Raw genomic sequence first — 18,859 nt, forward strand, 5'->3', positions numbered from 1 at the left:
ATGAGACAAGGTATTCCGACCGTGCGGAAAGGGGCGTGGCTGGCGGCCGCGTCCCTGTCCGCCGTCTTCGGCGTCTGGGCGGCCCTGGCCTACACCGGTTCGGTCAAGCCCCTGTTCCTGCCGCCGCCGCACAAGGTCCTCCTGTCCTTCGGGGCCATGTACCGGGAAGGCGTCCTCTTCTCCTACACCTGGGACAGCGTCTACCGCGTCATGGTCGGCTGGTCCCTGGCCGCCGTGCTCGGCGTGCCGCTCGGGCTGATCATCGCCACCTCCCGGCGCGCCTCGCACATGGTCGCCCCGGTCATGGAGTTCGCCCGCTATCTGCCGGTGGTCGCCCTGGTCCCGCTGACCCTGCTCTATTTCGGCATCGGCGACGCCCAGAAATTCGCCATCATCTTCCTGGGCACCTTTTTCCAGCTGGTCCTGATGGTCGCGGACAGCGTGGCCAACGTGCCCGGGGACCTGAGCCGGGCCGCCGCCACCCTGGGCGCGAACCGCATGCAGACCTACCGGCTGGTCCTGTTCCCCGGCGCGCTGCCGGGCATCATGGACGACCTGCGCATCACCGTGGGCTGGGCCTGGACCTACCTGGTGGTGGCCGAACTTGTGGCCGCCAACTCGGGCCTGGGCTACATGATCCTGCGCGCCCAGCGCTTCCTGGCCATCGACCGCATCTTCGCCGGGCTGATTATCATCGGCCTGCTCGGGCTGTTGACCGACTATTTGTTCAAGCTGCTCGCGCGCATCATAACCCCCTGGAGTGAAAAACGATGACCATGCTGTCCATCGACAACCTGGGCAAGGTCTTCGACTCCAACAAAGGGGAGGTGACCGCGCTCGAGGACATCAACCTGACCGTGGACCGGGGCGAGCTGGCGGTCATCGTCGGGCCGTCCGGCTGCGGCAAGTCCACCCTGCTGAACATCGTGGCCGGGCTGGAACAGGCCACCTCGGGCGAGGCCGTGCTCGAAGGCCAGCCCATTACCGGGCCGGGCGCGGACCGGGGCATGGTCTTCCAGTCCTACACGCTTTTCCCCTGGCTGACCGTGCGCAAGAACGTGGAGTTCGGCCTACGCCTCAAGGGCGTGCCCGCTGCCGAGCGTGCGGAGACCGCCCGCAAGTACATCGACCTGGTCGGCCTGGCCGAGTTCGAGAACGCCCTGCCCAAGGAGCTCTCGGGCGGCATGAAGCAGCGCGTGGCCATCGCCCGCGTGCTGGCCAACAAGCCGGTCATGCTGCTCATGGACGAGCCCTTCGGGGCACTGGACGCCCAGACCCGGCTGCTGCTCCAGGAACTGCTCCTGAACGTCTGGCGCAAGGAGTCGAGCACCATCCTGTTCATCACCCACGACATCGACGAGGCCATCCTGCTGGCCGACAACGTCTACATCATGTCCAGGCGGCCGGGCCGGATCAAGGCCAGGGTGCCGGTGGACATCCCCCGCCCGCGCGATCACAAGGCGTCCCTGACCCCGGAGTTCTCCCGGGTCAAGTCGCGGATCATGGACCTGCTCTGGGAAGAGATATCGGCGGGCTAGGCCGGGGGCCTTGGCCCCTCCCGTTCACCCCGGAATCTTCGGAAAAAGCGCCGAACCTCTCGGCTCTCCCCCTAAAGATTCGGTTCTTTCCGACGATGAAAAAACATTGGCCGTCGGTCTTCGGTGTCGTCCCGTGCAGGAAAGAGAGAGCCGCATGCCCAGCATAGCCTCCATGTTTTCGACCACGTTTCGCCAGGCAGGGGCGAGCGGGAATCCGCTCCGTCCGGGCGTCGCGGCCTCCCTCGACGTCCGGCAGGGACGGGGCGAACCGGCCCGGCCGTTTGACGGCGACGTCGCCACCCTGTCGGACCAGGCCCGGGACCTGAGCCGGGCCACACGGCCCGAGCTCCCCGATTTGAGCTACGTCCCCGCGTACACCTCCACCTGGCAGACCGTGACCTCCCTGGCCACCGCCTCGGGCAGGACCCTGGAAATCCAGGCCCTGGATGGGGGCTATTTCCGCATGAGCGTCCTCGACTCCCAAGGCGGGGTGGAGAAGACCGTGGCCCTGGACGGGGACTACCTCGTGCGCGAGGACGAGTCCGGGAATCTGGTCCTGGAGAACTATGTCCAGGGCGACGAGACCGACGGGGACGACATTATCATCACCACCACGGGCGCGGGCGTGTCCGGCGGGGGCGGCGACGACCGGATCGTCGGTCTTGGGGTCGGCAAGTATGCCTCGCCGGGCCGCGATTTGATAGACAGCGGGCCGGGGAACGACTCCGTGTTCCTGTACGGCACGGGTCGCAACCCCCTGGGCGTGGACACCGGCGACGGCGACGATCGCGTGACTGTGAACGGCGGGATGGGGATCAGGCTCGACACCGGGAGTGGCGACGACACCGTCACCGGCGCGGTCATCAGCGGAACGATCGACACCGGCGAGGGGGACGATGTCGTGGATGCCTCGTCCGGGATAAGCGCCGACATCGACACTGGGGACGGCGACGATTCGCTCCGGGCCGGGGGCTCCATAAGCGGGAACATCGACACCGGCGCTGGGGAGGACGAACTGGAAGCCGGATACGCCATCTCCGGGAACGTCTCCACCGGAAGCGGCCGGGACCGGCTCGATGCCTCATACTCCCTCGGCGGCAATGTCGATACCGGGGACGGCGACGACGTCCTCGGTTCCGGGTACGAGATCATCGGGAATATCGACACCGGCGGCGGCAATGATTTTCTGGATGCCGGAGTCAATATTGACGGGCATGTCGAGACAGGGGACGGCGACGACTTTCTCGGCGCGGGGTATGAGATCGGAGGTTCTGTCGAGACCGGTGACGGCGGTGACGTCCTGGAGGCCGGATACCAGATCACAGGCGATGTCGATACCGGAGACGGCAACGACTTTCTGGACGTCGGGTACGAAATCGAGGCGGCCGTCGATACCGGAGACGGGTCGGACGTGGTCCGGGCCGGATATTCCATCTCGGGCGACGTGGACACCGGCGAGGGGAGCGACGTGATCCGGAGCGGGCACGACCCCGAGGGCGACGTGGACCCGGGGGACGGCACGGCCGTGGTGGCCGTGGGCAGGGACGCGGAACGGGGATATTACGGACTGCTGCCAGCGCCGGGCCCGCAGCGGTATGCGGACGCCTTTGACGGGAAGGGCGCGACCAACTACCGTCTGCGCCGTCTCGACATCCACATCTGAACCCTTTCCAACGTTCGAAGCCGTACCCCTTTGATCCCGGTCAAAGGGCTTTTTTTGTCCTTGTGAGGCGCATGAAAAAGGCCGCGTCCCGTCTTCGGGGCGCGGCCTTGATTTCTTTGTCTGTGGCGCTCTATGCGGTTTCGTCCGTGTCCACGGAGGCGGCCGGGACGGATGCCGGGACGTCGTCCTGGTACTGGGGCGGCTTGTACTTGAAGACCTTGCGCAGGCCCACGTAGAGCAGCGGGATGAAGAACACGCCGAGCACGGTGGCCGAGATCATGCCGCCCATGACGCCGATGCCCACTGAGTTCTGCGCGCCCGAGCCCGCGCCCGAGGCGATGGCCAGGGGGAGAACGCCGAGGATGAAGGCGAACGAGGTCATCAGGATGGGCCGCAGGCGCAGCTTCGCCGCCTTGAGGGTGGCAGCGATGACGCCTTGGCCCGCGGCCTGCTCGGCCACGGCGAACTCCACGATGAGGATGGCGTTCTTGGCGGTCAGGCCGATGGTCGTCAGCAGGCCGACCTTGAAGTAGACGTCGTTGCTCTGCCCGAAGGAACTGGCCGCCAGCAGGGCGCCGAAGATGCCGATGGGCACGGCCATGATGACCGCGAACGGGATGGACCAGCTCTCGTACAGGGCGGCCAGGCAGAGGAAGACCACCAGCACCGAGATGGCGTAGAGCGGCGCGGCCTGGTTGCCGGAGAGTTCCTCCTGGGCGGACAGCCCGGTCCAGGACATGGAGTAGCCGGGCGGGAGCTGGGAGACCAGCCTCCTTATCTCGGCCATGGCGTCGCCCGAACTGACCCCCTGGGCGGCTTCACCCTGGATTTCCAGGGCGGAGGCACCGTTGTAGCGCTCCAGGCGCGGGGAGTCGTAGGTCCAACGGCCGTTGGCGAACGAGGCGAAGGGAACCATGCCCCCGTTGTCGTTGCGCACGAACCAGCGGTTCACGTCCTCGGGCTGCATGCGGAAATCCCGGTCGCCCTGAAGGTAGACCGGCTTGACCCGGCCGCGGTCGATGAAGTCGTTGACGTAGTCGCTGCCCCAGGCCGTGGATAGGGTGGTGTTGATGTCCGAGAAGGAGAGTCCGAGCGCGCTGGCCTTTTCCTCGTCGATGTCGATGTGGTACTGGGGCTCGTCCTCCTGGCCGTTGGGCCGGGTGTTGGCCAGCAGCGGGCTTTGGGCGGCCATGCCCAGGAGCTGATTGCGGACCTCCATGAGCTTCTGGTGCCCGGCGCCGTTGATGTCGCGCAGATAGAAGTCGAAGCCGTTGGAGTTGCCCATGCCGTGGATGGCCGGCGGAGCCAGGGTGAAGATCCGCGCCTCGCGGTTCTTCATGAAGGTCCCCATGGCCCGGCCGGCGACGGCCTGGGCCGACAGGGACGGGTCATGGCGTTCGTCGAAGGGCTTGAGCCGGATGAAGCCGATGCCCACGTTCTGCCCGGCGCCGCTGAAGCTGAATCCAGCCACGGTGAGCACGCCTTCCACGGCGTCCTTCTCATCGTTCAGGAAATGGTCGCTGACCTCTTTCAGCACCCGCTTGGTCCGTTCCTGGGTGGCTCCGGTGGGGAGCTGGACCATGGTGATCAGGATGCCTTGGTCCTCCACGGGCAGAAACGAACTGGGCAGCCGGTAGAACATCCAGACCATGATGCCGGTGATGAGCGCAAAGACCAGCAGGAACCGGCCGGTACGGCGCAAGATCCAGGCCGTACCGTCGTGGTAGGCGTTGGTTCCGATGTCGAACCCTTTGTTGAACCAGCCGAAGAAACGGAACTTGGATTCGCCGTGGGAGGGTTTGAGCATGGCCGCGCACAGGGCCGGGGTCAGGATCAGGGCGACCACCACGGACAGGAGCATGGCCGAGACGATGGTCACCGAGAACTGGCGGTAGATGACGCCCACGGAACCGCCGAAGAAGGCCATGGGCACAAAGACCGCGGACAGGACCGTGGCGATGCCCACCAGGGCCCCGGAAATCTCCTTCATGGACTTGCTTGTGGCCTCGCGCGGGCCGAGCCCCTCGGTGGCCATGACGCGCTCCACGTTCTCGACCACGACGATGGCGTCGTCAACGAGCAGGCCGATGGCCAGGACCATGGCGAACATGGTCAGCGTGTTGACCGAGTACCCCATGATCGCGAGCACAGCGAAGGTGCCGAGCAGGACCACGGGCACGGCGATGGTCGGGATGAACGTGGCCCGGATGTTCTGCAGGAACAGAAACATGACGAAGAAGACCAGGATGATGGCCTCGATCAGGGTCTCTATGACGTCCTCGATGGACAGCTTGACGAACGGCGTTGTGTCGTAGGGATAGACGACGTCCACCCCGTCGGGAAACGTGGGTCTGAGCTCCTCGAGGGTTCTTTCGACCGCCTCGGCGGTCTGGATGGCGTTGGCCCCGGTGGCCAGCTGGATGGCCAGGCCCGCGGTGGGGTGGTTGTTGTAGGTCGTGCTGGTGGTGTAGCTCTCGGCGTCGAGCTCCACCCTGCCCACGTCGCGGATGCGCACCACCGAGCCGTCCGGGGAACTCTTTACGATGATGTTCCTGAACTGCTCCGGGGTCTGGAGGCGCGAGCGCGCGGTGATGGTCGCGCTGAGCTGCTGCCCCTGCACGGCGGGCAGGCCGCCGAGCTGTCCGGCGGAGATCTGGGTGTTCTGGGCCTCGATGGCCCGGGCCACGTCGCCGGGCATGAGCGAGTATTCGGTCAGCTCGTCCGGGTTGAGCCAGACGCGCATGGCGTAGGACGAGGAGAACAGCCGGGTGTCGCCCACGCCTTCCACGCGTTTGAGGGTGTCGTTCAGGGAGCTGTCCACAAAGTCGGCGATGTCCGTGGAGGTCAGGGTGTCGTCGGTGGACACGAAACCGAGGACCATGAGGAAGCTGGCCGACGACTTGGTCACGCTCAGGCCGTTGGACTGGACCACGTCGGGCAGCTGAGAGGTGACCTGCTGGAGCTTGTTCTGGACCTGCATCTGGGCCACGTCGGGGTCGGCCGCGTTGGTGAAGGTCAGGGAAATCTCCGTCCGGCCCGTGGAGGTCGACGTGGAGGTCATGTAGTCGAGGTAGTCGATGCCGGTCATGCCCTGTTCGATGACCTTGGTCACCGAGTTCTCCACGGTTTTGGCGTCCGCGCCGGGGTAGTCGCAGGTGATCCGGACCGTGGTCGGGGCGATGTCGGGATACTGGGAGACGGACAGGGTCCGCAGGGCCAGCAGGCCGCCGAGCATGATGACGATGGCGATGACCCAGGCGAAGATGGGCCGCCGGATAAAGAACTCGGACATGTGAGGCTTAGCCTTCCTTGGCTTCGTTGGCGGGGGCTTCGGTGGCGGTCTTCACGCCGGTCGAAACGGGCTTGATCTCGCCGGTGGCGTCGTCCACGTCCATCTCCTTGGCGGTCACGACCTGGCCCGGCCGGACGGACTGGGAGCCCAGGACCAGAAGGCGGTCACCGTCATTGATGCCGGAGCCGACCAGCCAGGAGTTGCCGTGGCTTCCGCGCACCTTGAGAAGGCGTTGCTGGATCTTGTCGTCCTTGTCCACGAACAGGGCCGTGGCCTCGCCCTTGGGGGTGCGTCCGACGGCCATCTGGGGCAGCAGGAAGCCATTCTGGAACACGCCGTCCTGAATGATGGCCCGGACGTACATGCCGGGCAGCAGGAGACGGTCCGGATTGGGGAACTCGGCGCGCAGGGTATAGGTGCCGGTGGACTCGTCCACCTTGGCGCCCGCGAATTCCACGGTCCCCTCATAGGGATAAATGGTCCCGTTTTCGAGCTTGAGTTTAACCTTCATGGTCTTGCCCTCGACCGAAATTTCGCCCGAAGCGATGGCCTGGCGCAGGTTGAGCATGGTGGTGCTCGACTGGGTCAGGTCCACGTTGATGGGATCGAGCTGGCGAATGGTCGTCAGGGGCACGCTCTGGTTGGCGGTGACCAGCGCGCCGGGGGTCAGGTCGGACATCTCCACGCGGCCGCTGATCGGGGCCTTGATTTCGGTGTAGTCCAGGCTGATCTTGGCGCTTTCCAGGGCGGCCTTGGCCGAGGCGATGGCGGCCAGGTCGGCCTCGTACACGGACTGGGCGTCCTGGTAGTCCTGCTCCGAGATGGCCCCCTGGCCGATCAGTTCCGCGTAGCGCTTGGCCTTGCTTTCGGAGCTGGGCAGGGCGGCCTGGGCCCGCTTGAGGGCGGCCAGGGCGTTGCTGTACTCGGCCTTGTAGGTCGAGGGCACGACCCGGTAGAGCACTTCGCCGGCCAGGACCTCGCTGCCTTCGCGGAACAGCCGTTCGCGCAGGATGCCGTCCACCTGGGGACGGACTTCGGCCACCAGCGAGGCTGCGGTCCGGCCCGGAAGCTCGGTGGTCAGGGGCACGGACTGCGGGTGCAGGACCTCGACGCCTACCTCCACCGGAGCCGTGTTGGCCGAGGCCTTCGGGGTTTTGTCCTCGCAGCCGGCCAGTCCCCCGAGGACCAGCAGGCTCAGCAGGAGCAACGGGGCGAATGCCATGCGGCCCGTTGCGAAACGGGAATATATGGACAGGATCTGCAATGCGGATTCCTCCTTGACGCTCAAAAGCGACATCATTTACGGTACTCGCCAGTACAATTATGGTTGGTTGGCCCGACTGTCAATCGAATAAATTGTGAAAAATTGTTAAACGGAGGTGGCGAAATGGGGTCCGATGTCAAACCCCGTCGCGGACGGCCCAAGGCCATGCCCGACGCAAAGCGCCGCGAACAGATCGTCCAGGCGGCCGAAAAGCTTTTTGTCGACAAGGGCTACGCAGGGACCTGCACCCACGAGATAGCGGCGACGTGCAAGATTTCCAAACAGACCCTGTACCGGCTCTTCCCCGGCAAGCTCGATCTGTTCGTCGCCGTGGTCGAGGCCCATCGCCTGAAGATGATAGACTTCGGCGACGGCTATGACGATGTCCCCCTGGAACAGGCCCTGGCCCGCATGTTCATGATAGACATGGACCAGAAAGACTACGAGATCCGCGCGGGCTTTTTGCGCACGGCCAACATGGAGTCCCTGCAGCACCCCCAGCTGGGTGAAATCCTGCGTCAGCACGGCGGCCAGAAGGCGCTCGACGGGTTGACGTCCTGGCTGGACCGGCAGTGCGGCAAGGGCAGGCTGGTCATCGCCAACACCAGTTTGGCGGCCCGCATGCTCCTGGACTCGTTCACCGGCGCCGTGTTTCTCGACGCCCTGGGCGGGTTCAGCTGGCCCGGCCGGGAGGAGCGCACCGCCCACTTCAAGCAGTGCATCGACATCTTTCTCCATGGGGCCCTGCCGCCGCAGGACCGCTTGGCCGCCCCGGCCTGATTCCTCCCGTGTCCGCCTACCAGCGGTAGGCGCTCGCCCGTTTCCCGACGATGGTCAGCCGGTAATGGGCCGCGCAGGCCCTGTCCGTCGCGCCGCAGCAGACGTGCAGGGGCATCAGGTGCTCCTCCCGGGGGTGGCAGTAGCGCGCATGGGGCGCGGATTCCCAGCCGAGCAGCCGTTGCCTCCTTTCCGCACCATCCAGTGACGGGGCCGAGCAGGTCTCGATCAGCCATTGTTCGAAGGCCTCGTTCCAGGCGCGCGTTTCGTCCGTGTCCTGCGCGAAGAAGGCGCGCATGTTATGGAAGGAGAAGCCGGACCCGACGATCAGCAGGTTGTCGCGGGTGAGCCCGGCCAGCGCCTCGCCCATGGCCAGGTGGGCCGCCGGGTCTAGCCCCTTGATCAGGGAGAGCTGCACGCACGGGATGTCCGCCTCCGGGTACATGATCGTCAGCGGGATGAACACGCCGTGGTCCAGGCCGCGCTCGCCGTCCGCGCGGGTGGCGAACCCCTTGTCCTCCAGCGCGTCGCGCACCGACCGGGCCAGGTCCGGGTCGCCCGGGGCCGGGTAGCGCAGCTCGTAGGATTCGGGCGGGAACCCGTAGTAGTCGTAATACAGGTCCGGCCGGGCCGCCGTGGTCACGGTGGGCACGGACTCCTCCCAGTGGGCGCTGACCACGAGCACGGCCGAGGGCCTGGGGATCTCGCGGGCCAGCAGTTTGAGGTTGTCGACCATCTCCGTATGGCCCTCGTCGCCCAGCACGGGCAGGGGGCCCGCGCCGTGGGAGATGTACAGCACGGTGTGCGCCGCTTTGTTCATGGATTATCCTTCATTTTGCATGGTTGCGTGTTGCCCTGCTCAGGCCGGGGACTGTTGGTCGGCCGCCTGGTCGGCCAGCTTGCGGGCCAACTCCACGAGCGCCTCGCCCTCTTCCAGCCCGTCCAGGAACCGGGCCGGGATGCCGGACAGCCCCACCTGCGCCCCGACCAGGGCCCCGGTCAGTATGGTCCGGGCCTGGTTTTGGCCGCCGCCGTTCAGGGAGTTGAGCACGGCGGACTCGAAATCGTCGTGGAACCGGGCGGCCAGGTAATAGGCCGCCGGGAGCATGTGGTAGATGGCGCAGGGCATGCCGTAGACCAGGGAGACCTTCCAGGCGGGCTCGATGCGGATGTCCGGGTCCGTTGCGGCCGTGGCCATGTAGCCCGGAGAGAGCAGGGCGTCGGGCGAGGCGAAGCGACCCACACGCGGCGGGTCCGGATCGCCGGGGCGCGGGGCCTTGAACCCGTCGCGGGTCACGGCGTGGAAGGGCAGAACGCCGTCCTTGACCAGTTTCATGAGTTTGCCCGGCAGGTCGGGGGCGAGCCGGTTTCCCTGCACGAGCATGGCCAGGACCGCGCAATAGGCCACGGTCATGGAGACGACCACGTCGTCGGCCTGGGTCAGGACCGTGTTTTTGCTCACGGCGCTCGCCAGGCGGCCCGGGTCCAGTGCGTAGCGCACCGCGATGGCCAGGGTCCGCTCGACGGCCTCGGTGGTGTCCGCGTGCCCGCCGGTCTGGCCCCAGGGCAGCCCCTTTTCCACGCGCCGACGCCATGCCTCGCGGATGGATTGGCTGGTGTATCCGCCCGGCCCATGGGCCGGTTCGCCGTTGAGCTGCGGGAACAGTTCCACGTCCATGCGGCGGCAGAAATCCTCCTCCACGTATCGTCCGCGCTCCACCAGGGAGCGGAGCGTCAGCTTGAGGATGAACCCGGCCTGGGAGAGCTGGCCCGCCTTCATGCCTTCGTGATACCGGCCCGGCCTGGGGTCGGTGTAGCCGTCGATCCAGTCGCCGTAGTCGCGGCGCATCTCGTTCAGATCATAGTACCAATGCGGGCCCAGCCCGAGGGCGTCGCCGATGAACGCGCCCATGACCGCCCCGGCGGCCCGGTCGCGAAAAGCTTCTTTGGACATGGTCTTCTCCAGGCTCAAAGGTTGCGTCACGGCCCGGACGCGTCCGGGCCTGCACCGCCATGCTACGGCCCGGCCGACTTTTTCGAAAGACTTTTTTCCGCCCGGAGGACGCCTTGGGCGGAAAAATGAAAATCGGTCCGGTTTCCGGTTTCCTCGGAATTCGAAAACAATGGCCGGAACCGTCTCCGGACTCCATCCGGTCCGACCCCTGAACCGGACTTTCGCTTCGCCCTTGAAGCGACCTCCGAATCGGGGCCGCAAGGGGAAAATATTTGAGGTCCGATTTTTGGGTGCGGACCCCAAAAAGGAGGGATTTTTTGATTGACCGATCAATTAAAAGTTGCACTTTTTTTAAAAAATTAAATAAAACGTATAGTTATACGTCAATATTTTTCTTCACATTTTAAAAGGGTGTGGTAGAGGTGAGTCGTAGCCGGTTGGATACCGGCCCCGAGAAGCCAATAAATTTAAAAAGAGGATATTATCATGAAGCGTTTCACCCTTGCCCTGATGCTCGTGTTTACCGTTTTCCTGACCGCCGCGTTCGCCGCCGCCCCGACCTTTGCCGGCGCGTTTAGGTCCCATGATACCAAGGCCCGCACCGTGGCCGAGGCCAAGGCCTCCAGCGTGGACACCGGCGTGGCCCTGCACGGCCGCATCGTCAAGGTCATCAATGACAACAGCGTGCTGTTCTCCGACAACACCGGCGAACTGCTCGTGCACATGCAGAACGCCGAGGCCAACAAGGCCGCCATCACCAACGCCGACGTGGACGTCAACGGCAAGATCGTCAGCGACCTGATGTACACCGAAGTCCAGGCCGACTCCGTGACCACCCGCTAGTTCGAGCGGTTCACATATAGAAAAAGGGACGCCCTCTTGAGGGCGTCCCTTTTTTTGATGCCTCCGGCGGCCAGAGGGGGAACCTCTTGGAAGAGGTTCCCCCTCTGGACTCCCCCTCCAGAACTTTTTTGTGTGCCTGCGGCAGGGGCGTACGGGCGCAGTATAACGTGCTGCTTGTCAGAGAATGATGAAAACGGACGCAATGGAGCCAGCGGGCATCCCTCGGTGGCGTACCCCGCGAAGCGATACAAAAAAGTTTAGGAAGGGAGAGGGGATGGGGGGTCCGGGGGAAGGGGAGAGGGAAAGCCCTTTTCAAAGGGTTTCCCTCTCCCCTTCCCCCGGCCGCCGGAGGCGCAAAAAAGGCCTCCCGTCGGGGACGGGAGGCCGGGCAGCGCGGGTTGTGGTTCCTCAGGAGTATATTTTGCAAGTTGCGGTCACAAAACTCCACCCGCGTCACTTTCGGTTCAGCGGCCGTCGTCGCACGGTTCGCCCGCGCCCGGGCTCTCGGCGGAGATGCCGGTGGCGCACGCGGCCGGGTCTTCGGCTTCGGGGGACACGGGCTCGGCTTCGGCCATGCGGCTGAGGATGGCGTAGCGGGTGTCGTAGTCCTTTTCGATCTTGTCGCGGTAGGCCTTGGACAGGTCCGGGTGGAACCGCTCCAACATGGCGTAGCGGTTTTCGCCGGACAGGAATTCCTGGAGCGTGCCGTCCGGGGCCTTGGAGTCGAGCTGGAACGGGTTTTCGCCCCGGTCGGCCAGCTGCGGATCGAAGCGGTAGAGCGGCCAGTAACCGGAATCCACGGCCAGTTTCTGCTCGAGCTGGGTCTTGCCCATGCCCTTCTTGATGCCCTGGTTGATGCATGGGGCGTAGCAGATGACCAGGGACGGGCCGTTGTAGGCCTCGGCCTCGCGGAACGCCTTGAGCAGCTGCTGTTTGTCCGCGCCCATGGAGACCGAGGCGACGTAGACGTAGCCGTAGGTCATGGCCATGCGGCCGAGGTCCTTTTTGCCGGTGCGCTTGCCCGCGGCCGCGAACTTGGCGATGGAACCGAGCGGCGTGGCCTTGGACGACTGGCCGCCGGTGTTGGAATAGACCTCGGTGTCCAGGACCAGGATGTTGATGTCCTCGCCCGAGGCGAGCACGTGGTCCACGCCGCCGTAGCCGATGTCGTAGGCCCATCCGTCGCCGCCGAAGATCCACACGGACTTCTTGGTGAACAGGTCGGCGTCGGCCGCGATGGCCAGCAGCGCCGGGTCGAGGGTGCCTTCAAGGGCGGCCTTGAGGGCCGCGCCGGTGGCGGCGGATTCCTCGGGATCGTCCTTGGCGGCCAGCCAGTTCTCCAGGGCGGTCTTGATCTCTCCCGGAGCCCCGCACAGGGCGTTTTCGCAGTTGGCGATGAGGATTTCGCGGCGGTTGTTCAACCCCATCTCGATGCCGTAGCCGAACTCGGCGGCGTCCTCGAACAGGGAGTTGCCCCAGGCAGGGCCGAACCCGTCGCGGTTGGTGCAGTAGGGGGTGGAGGGAGCCGAAGCGCCCCAGATGGACGAGCAGCCCGTGGCGTTGGCGATGACCATGCGCTCGCCGAACAGCTGGGTCAGGACCTTGACGTACGGGGTCTCGCCGCAACCGGCGCAGGCTCCGGAGAACTCCATGAGCGGCTGGCGGAACTGGGATCCCTTGACCGTGTCGCGCTTGAAGGCGTCCTGGTAGGCCACGGTCTCGGTGAAATCGAAGTTGGGCACCTGGTCCGGGGTCTGGGTGGCGATGGGCTGCATGACCAACGCCTTTTCCTTGGCCGGGCAGATGTCGGCGCAGTTGCCGCACCCCAGGCAGTCCAGGGTGTTGACCTGCATGCGGTAGCGCATGCCCTTGACGTCCTTGCCCTTGGCTTCGAGAGTGGCGAAGGTTGCGGGCGCGTTTGCCGCGTCGGTTTCGCTGATCAGCACCGGCCGCAGGGCGGCGTGCGGGCAGACGAAGGCGCACTGGTTGCACTGGATGCAGTTGTCCGCGATCCATTGGGGCACGTTGATGGCCACGCCGCGTTTCTCGTACCTGGAGGTGGCGGCGGGCATGGTCCCGTCCTTGGAAAAGGCGGACACGGGCAGGGTGTCACCCTTCTGGGCCAGCATGGGGCGCATGACGTTCCTCACGTAGTCGGGCTCGTCGGTGGCGGGCGCGGGATCGTCCTTGAGGCTTGCCCAGGCGGCGGGAACGTCCACCTTGACCAGGGCGTCGGCCGCCCTGTCCACGGCCGCGTTGTTCATCTCCACGATTTTCGGTCCCTTCTTGCCGTAGGCGGCCTCGATGCCGCCCTTGAGCAGGCTGACCGCCTGGTCGAACGGGATGACGTCGGCCAGCTTGAAGAAGGCGGTCTGCATGACCATGTTGATGCGTCCGCCCAGGCCGACCTCGGCCGCGATCTTGACCGCGTCCACGGTGTAGAAGTTGAGCTTCTTCTCGGCGATGGTCCTCCGCATGGCGGCCGGGAGCTGTTTTTCGATCTCGCCGCCGGTCCAGGCGCAGTTGAGCACGAAGGTCCCGCCGTCCTTGATCCCCTCAAGCACGTCGTAGAGGTTGACGTAGCTCGGGTTGTGGCAGGCCACGTAGTCGGCGGCGGTGACCAGGTAGGTGGACTGGATGGGCTCATTGCCGAAGCGCAGGTGGGAGATGGTGATGCCGCCGGACTTCTTGGAGTCGTAGGCGAAGTACCCCTGGGCGTACATGCCGGTGTTGTCGCCGATGATCTTGATGGCCTGCTTGTTCGCGCCCACCGTGCCGTCCGAACCGAGACCCCAGAACTTGCACTGCACGGTGCCTTTGGGGGTCGTGTCCAGGGTCCCGGTCAGGACGAGGGAGGAGTTCGTCACGTCGTCGTCGATGCCCACGGTGAAGCGGGGCTTGGGCGCGTCGGCACCCAGGTTGTCGAACACGGCCTTGGCCATGGCCGGGGTGAATTCCTTGGAGCCAAGGCCGTAGCGTCCGCCGACCACGGCCGGGCCGTGGCCCTGCTCGAAGAGCACGGCGCAGACGTCCTGATACAGGGGATCGCCCATGGCGCCGGGCTCCTTGGTCCGGTCGAGGACCGCGAGTCTTTTGCAGGAGACGGGCAGCACGGACAGGAAGTGGGCGGCGGAGAAGGGCCGGTACAGTCTGACCTTGATCAGGCCGACCTTTTCGCCCTTGGCAAGCAGGTGATTGACCACCTCCTCGATGGTCTCGCAGCTGGAGCCCATGGACACGATGACCCTTTCCGCGTCGGGCGCGCCCACATAGTCGAAGGGCTTGTACGCGCGGCCGGTCAGGGCCGAGACCTTGGCCATGTACTCCTCCACGATGGCCGGGATGGCCTCGTAGTTGGGGTTGGCCGCCTCGCGTCCCTGGAAATAGATGTCCGGGTTCTGGGCCGTGCCCCGGATGTCCGGGTGCTCGGGGTTCATGGAGCGCCCCCGGAATCCGGCCACCTTGTCCATGTTCAGCAGGGGCTTCATGTCCGCGTAGTCGATGGTCTCGATCTTCTGGATTTCATGGGAGGTCCGGAAGCCGTCGAAGAAGGAGACGAAGGGGACGCTTGATTCGACCGTGGCCAGGTGGGCCACCAGGGCGAGATCCATGACCTCCTGGACGGATGCCGAGGCGAGCATGGCGAACCCGGTCTGGCGGCAGGCCATGACGTCCTGGTGGTCGCCGAAGATGGACAGGGCGTGTCCGGCCACGGCCCGGGCCGAGACGTGGAACACGCAGGGCATGAGCTCGCCCGCGATCTTGTACATGTTCGGGATCATCAGCAGCAGGCCCTGGGAGGCGGTGAAGGTGGTGGTCAGCGCGCCGCCGGCCAGCGACCCGTGGACCGCCCCTGCCGCGCCCGCCTCGGACTGCATCTGGCGGATCTTCAGGGTGTGGCCGAAGATGTTCTTCTTGCCCTGCGCGGCCCATTCGTCGGCGATCTCGCCCATGGTGGATGACGGGGTGATGGGATAGATGGCGGCGGTCTCGCTCATGGCGTAGGCCACCCAGGCGGCGGCGGTGTTGCCGTCCATGGTCTTCATTTTGGACATGTCGTGCTCCATTTTTTTATGTCTATTGAATGATTGAGTATATTATGCCTCAACCAGGGCCTTGGTGGCATGGGCGATCTCCAACTCCTCGTTGGTCGGGACCACCAGCACGGCCACCGGGCTGTCGTCGGCGCTGATGCGCCGCACGCCCGGTTCGCGCGACTCGTTGCGCTCCGGGGAAAGTTTGATGCCGAGCCCTTCCAGCCCGGCGCAGGCCTCGGCCCGGACAAAGGCGTCGTTCTCGCCGATGCCCGCGGTGAAGACCACGGCGTCGGCCCGGCCGAGCACGGCCAGGTACGCCCCGATCCGCGCCTTGACCCGGTAGGCGAACATCTCGAAGGCGAGCTGGGCCGTCTCGTTACCCTTTTCGCGCGCCGCGTGCACGTCGCGCATGTCGCTTGAGCCGCAGACGCCGAGCAGGCCGCTCTGCTTGTTCAGCAGGGCGTCCACCTCGGTCACGCTCATCTTCTTGTGCCGGGCGATGAACGGGAACAGGGCCGGGTCCACGTCGCCCGAGCGGGTGCCCATCATCAGCCCGGCCAGGGGCGTCAGCCCCATGGTCGTGTCCGCGCATCTGCCGTTCTTGACCGCCGCCATGGAGCAGCCGTTGCCCAGGTGGGCGGTGATCAGGTCGATCCCGTCCACGGGCTTGCCCAGGAACTTGGCGGCCTCTCGGGTGACGTACTTGTGCGAGGTCCCGTGAAAGCCGTACTTGCGGATTCTCAACTCCTCGTAGAGGTCCATGGGTACCGGGTAGAGGAATGCCTTGGGCGGCATGGTCTGGTGGAATTCGGTGTCGAACACGGTCACGTTGGGCGTGCCGGGAAAGAGTTCCAGGGCGGCCTCGATGCCCACCAGGTTGGCGGCGTGCAGCGGGGCCAGCGGGACGTTCGCGCGGATGGTCTCGACCACCGCCGCGTCCACCAGGACCGGGCTCGAGAAGGACTCGCCGCCTTGGACCACGCGGTGCCCCACGGCGTCGATGTCGGTCAGGGAGCCGATGACGCCCCACTCCTCGCCGATGAGCTTCTCGACCATCAGCCCCATGGCCGCCTTGTGGTCCGGGATGGGCCTGTGCTCCACGGACCGGGCGTCGGGCCACTTGTCCGGGTTGGATTTCTGGGTGATGGAGCCCATGTCCTCGCCGATGCGTTCGATCAGGCCCGAGGCCATGACCCGGTCGCCTGCCATGTCGATGAGCTGGTATTTGAGCGAGGAGCTGCCGGAGTTGATGACCAGGATATGCATGCTAGACGTTCCTTTGGGCCTGGGCCTGGATGGCGGTGATGGCCACGGTGTTGACGATGTCGCGCACGCGGCAGCCGCGCGACAGGTCGTTGACCGGCTTGTTCAGCCCCTGGAGGACCGGGCCGATGGCCGTGGAGCCGGGCACGGCGCGCTGCACGGCCTTGTATGTATTGTTGCCGGTGTTCAGGTCCGGGAAGATGAAGACCGTGGCCCTGCCCGCCACCTCGGAGCCGGGCAGTTTGGTCCGGGCCACCTCCGGGTCCACGGCCGCGTCGTACTGCAGCGGCCCTTCGATGGGCAGGTCGAGCCCGCGCTCTTCGGCCAGCTTTCGGGCCATGGCCGTGGCCTCGGCCACCTTGTCCACCTCCGCGCCCGCGCCGGACCCGCCCGTGGAATAGGAGAGCATGGCCACATACGGGTCGATGCCGAAGATGCGGGCGGTTTGGGCCGAGCTGAGAGCGATCTCGGCCAGCTGCCCGGCGTCGGGCTTCGGGTTGACCGCGCAGTCGCCGAAGCAGACCACGCGGTCGCCCATGCACATGAGGAACACGGACGAGACGATGGAGGCGTCGGGGCGGGTCTTGATGAATTCGAAGGCGGGCCGGATGGTCTGGGCCGTGGTGGTCACCGAGCCGGAGACCATGCCGTCCGCGTGCCCGGCGTGGACCATCATGGTTCCGAAGTAGGTGGGGTCCACGATGCGGTCCCGGGCGTCCTCCATGCGGATGCCCTTGTGTCGGCGGGCTTCGAAATAGCGTTTGGCGTAGTCCTCGAGCATGGGGGCACGGGCCGGGTCCACCAGGGCCGCGCCGTTGAGGTGCACGCCGAGATTGGCGGCCTGGGCCCGGATGGCCTCGGGGTCGCCGAGCAGGGTGATGCCCGCCACGTTGCGCCGCTGCAATATCTCCGCGGCCCGGAGGACGCGCTCGCTCGATCCCTCGGGCAGGACAATGTGCATGCGCTGCGCCCGGGCCTTCTCGATCAGGTTGTACTCGAACATGATCGGCGTGATCTTGGTGGACTGGGTGGTCACCAGCCGGTCACGCAGCTGTTCAATGTCCACCCGGGCCTCGAACAGGCCGATGGCCGCCGCGATCTTGGCCGGGTGCTCGGGGTCGATGGTTCCGTGCAGGGCCTGGAGGGTCTGGGTGGCCTTGAAGGTATGGTCCTCCACGCTCAGGATGGGCAGGGGGATGCCGGTCCAGCCCTCGATGAGCCGGTGCATGGTCATGGACGGCTGGATGCCGCCGGTCAGGACCATGCCCGCGATGTTTCCGTAGGCGGCGGACTGGCGCGAGGAGATGGCCGCCAGGATGATGTCCATGCGGTCGCCCGGGGTGATGATCAGGGCCCCGTCCTCGATGTATTCCAGGAAATGGGTGATGTGCATGGCCGCGGTCAGGAAGCCGTCCACCGGGGTGTCCAGGCTGCCGTGGCCATACAGGACCTTGGCGTCCAGCCACTTGATCACGTCGTGGATGGTCGGGTTGCCCAGCCGCTTGTCGTCCGGGATGGCGTAGGTCAAGAGTTGGTGCGAGGTGCTGGTCCGGGCCTCGATGTCCTTCAGCGTCTCGGGGGAGAAATCCGGGCGGGCGCGGTTGACGATCAGCCCCAGGACCTCCAGGCCGCGCTCTTCGAAGACGGCCACCGTGCGCTGGGCCGAGCCGCAGACCTCGTCGTCGGACCGGTCCATGCCGTTGACCACGAGCAGGACCGGGCAGCCCAGGTTGGAGACGATGGCGGCGTTGATCTCGAACTCCAGGGTGGCGTTGCCGCCGATGTAATCCGTGCCCTCGCACAGGACGAAGTCATACTCCTTTTCCAGTTCCTTGAACTTGTTCAGGGTGCTTTCCAGGAGCAGTTCCTTGTTGCCGCCGTTGATCAGCCCGCGGGCCTCGCTCAGGGTGTAGCCGTATGCGCGGTCGTACTCCTGGTCGAGCTTGAAGTGGCGGAGCATGAGGTCGATGTCGTGGTCCCTGCGCCCGTCCACCGGGTCGCTGATGACCGGGCGGAACACGGCCACGCGCTGCAGGCTGGCGCGCAGCAGATGCATCACTCCGAGGACGATGGCGGACTTGCCGCTGCGGGCCTCGGTGGCGGCTATGTACAGGCTCTTGGACATATCGGTCTCCTTGGACCGGCCCGGTGGAGAACCGGGAGAAGGCGGTTGTCGGAGCGCCTCCTCCCGGCCGGATGCCGTGGGTGACGTCGGGGCTGTTGACGAC

Annotated in this window: 12 protein-coding genes; 5 read left to right on the forward strand and 7 right to left on the reverse strand. The window is 65.7% G+C overall.

Annotation, left to right across the window (positions count from 1 at the left end):
* The 3 genes from BerOc1_RS12470 to BerOc1_RS12480 all read left to right on the forward strand — a co-directional run bounded on the left by BerOc1_RS12470 (position 1) and on the right by BerOc1_RS12480 (position 3,201).
* Positions 1–774 (forward strand): ABC transporter permease, encoded by a 774-nt coding sequence (locus tag BerOc1_RS12470; protein ID WP_071546004.1) that lies wholly within the window; start codon positions 1–3, stop codon positions 772–774.
* Complete coding sequence (locus BerOc1_RS12475; protein WP_071546005.1) at positions 771–1,538, forward strand: ABC transporter ATP-binding protein; 768 nt, start codon at positions 771–773, stop codon at positions 1,536–1,538. The genes BerOc1_RS12470 and BerOc1_RS12475 overlap by 4 nt, the downstream gene beginning before the upstream one ends.
* Positions 1,539–1,692: 154 nt before the next feature.
* Positions 1,693–3,201: a calcium-binding protein gene (locus BerOc1_RS12480; protein ID WP_071546006.1), complete on the forward strand. Its 1,509-nt coding sequence runs from the start codon at positions 1,693–1,695 to the stop codon at positions 3,199–3,201.
* 130 nt (positions 3,202–3,331) lie between these two features.
* Here the strand turns inward: BerOc1_RS12480 and BerOc1_RS12485 are convergent, their stop codons facing one another.
* A complete protein-coding gene (locus tag BerOc1_RS12485; RefSeq protein ID WP_071546007.1) occupies positions 3,332–6,493 on the reverse strand; it encodes an efflux RND transporter permease subunit in 3,162 nt (1,053 codons plus the stop codon).
* 7 nt (positions 6,494–6,500) lie between these two features.
* A complete protein-coding gene (locus tag BerOc1_RS12490; RefSeq protein ID WP_071546008.1) occupies positions 6,501–7,793 on the reverse strand; it encodes an efflux RND transporter periplasmic adaptor subunit in 1,293 nt (430 codons plus the stop codon).
* Between the two features lie 129 nt (positions 7,794–7,922).
* Between BerOc1_RS12490 and BerOc1_RS12495 the strand changes: the two genes are divergently transcribed.
* A complete protein-coding gene (locus BerOc1_RS12495) occupies positions 7,923–8,537 on the forward strand; it encodes a TetR/AcrR family transcriptional regulator (RefSeq protein ID WP_165610818.1) in 615 nt (204 codons plus the stop codon).
* A 16-nt stretch (positions 8,538–8,553) separates the two neighbouring features.
* Here BerOc1_RS12495 and BerOc1_RS12500 read toward each other — a convergent pair whose 3' ends face one another.
* Together BerOc1_RS12500 and BerOc1_RS12505 are read right to left on the reverse strand one after the other, a co-directional pair.
* Positions 8,554–9,354 (reverse strand): DODA-type extradiol aromatic ring-opening family dioxygenase, encoded by an 801-nt coding sequence (locus BerOc1_RS12500; protein WP_071546010.1) that lies wholly within the window; start codon positions 9,352–9,354, stop codon positions 8,554–8,556.
* 39 nt (positions 9,355–9,393) lie between these two features.
* Complete coding sequence (locus BerOc1_RS12505; RefSeq protein WP_071546011.1) at positions 9,394–10,488, reverse strand: ADP-ribosylglycohydrolase family protein; 1,095 nt, start codon at positions 10,486–10,488, stop codon at positions 9,394–9,396.
* 486 nt (positions 10,489–10,974) lie between these two features.
* Here BerOc1_RS12505 and BerOc1_RS12510 point away from each other — a divergent pair, with 486 nt between their 5' ends.
* Positions 10,975–11,331, forward strand: a complete 357-nt coding sequence (locus tag BerOc1_RS12510) for a NirD/YgiW/YdeI family stress tolerance protein (protein ID WP_071546012.1) — start codon at positions 10,975–10,977, stop codon at positions 11,329–11,331.
* 464 nt (positions 11,332–11,795) lie between these two features.
* Here BerOc1_RS12510 and nifJ read toward each other — a convergent pair whose 3' ends face one another.
* From nifJ to pta, 3 genes are read right to left on the reverse strand one after another with little or no spacing between them, the layout of a single operon-like run.
* Positions 11,796–15,386 (reverse strand): pyruvate:ferredoxin (flavodoxin) oxidoreductase, encoded by a 3,591-nt coding sequence (nifJ, locus tag BerOc1_RS12515; RefSeq protein WP_071546013.1) that lies wholly within the window; start codon positions 15,384–15,386, stop codon positions 11,796–11,798.
* A 42-nt stretch (positions 15,387–15,428) separates the two neighbouring features.
* Positions 15,429–16,634 (reverse strand): acetate kinase, encoded by a 1,206-nt coding sequence (locus BerOc1_RS12520; protein WP_071546014.1) that lies wholly within the window; start codon positions 16,632–16,634, stop codon positions 15,429–15,431.
* Position 16,635: 1 nt separating this feature from the next.
* Complete coding sequence (gene pta / locus BerOc1_RS12525) at positions 16,636–18,756, reverse strand: phosphate acetyltransferase (RefSeq protein ID WP_071546015.1); 2,121 nt, start codon at positions 18,754–18,756, stop codon at positions 16,636–16,638.
* Positions 18,757–18,859: the final 103 nt, after the last annotated feature.

It is taken from the genome of Pseudodesulfovibrio hydrargyri, assembly GCF_001874525.1.
Classification (GTDB): domain Bacteria; phylum Desulfobacterota; class Desulfovibrionia; order Desulfovibrionales; family Desulfovibrionaceae; genus Pseudodesulfovibrio; species Pseudodesulfovibrio hydrargyri.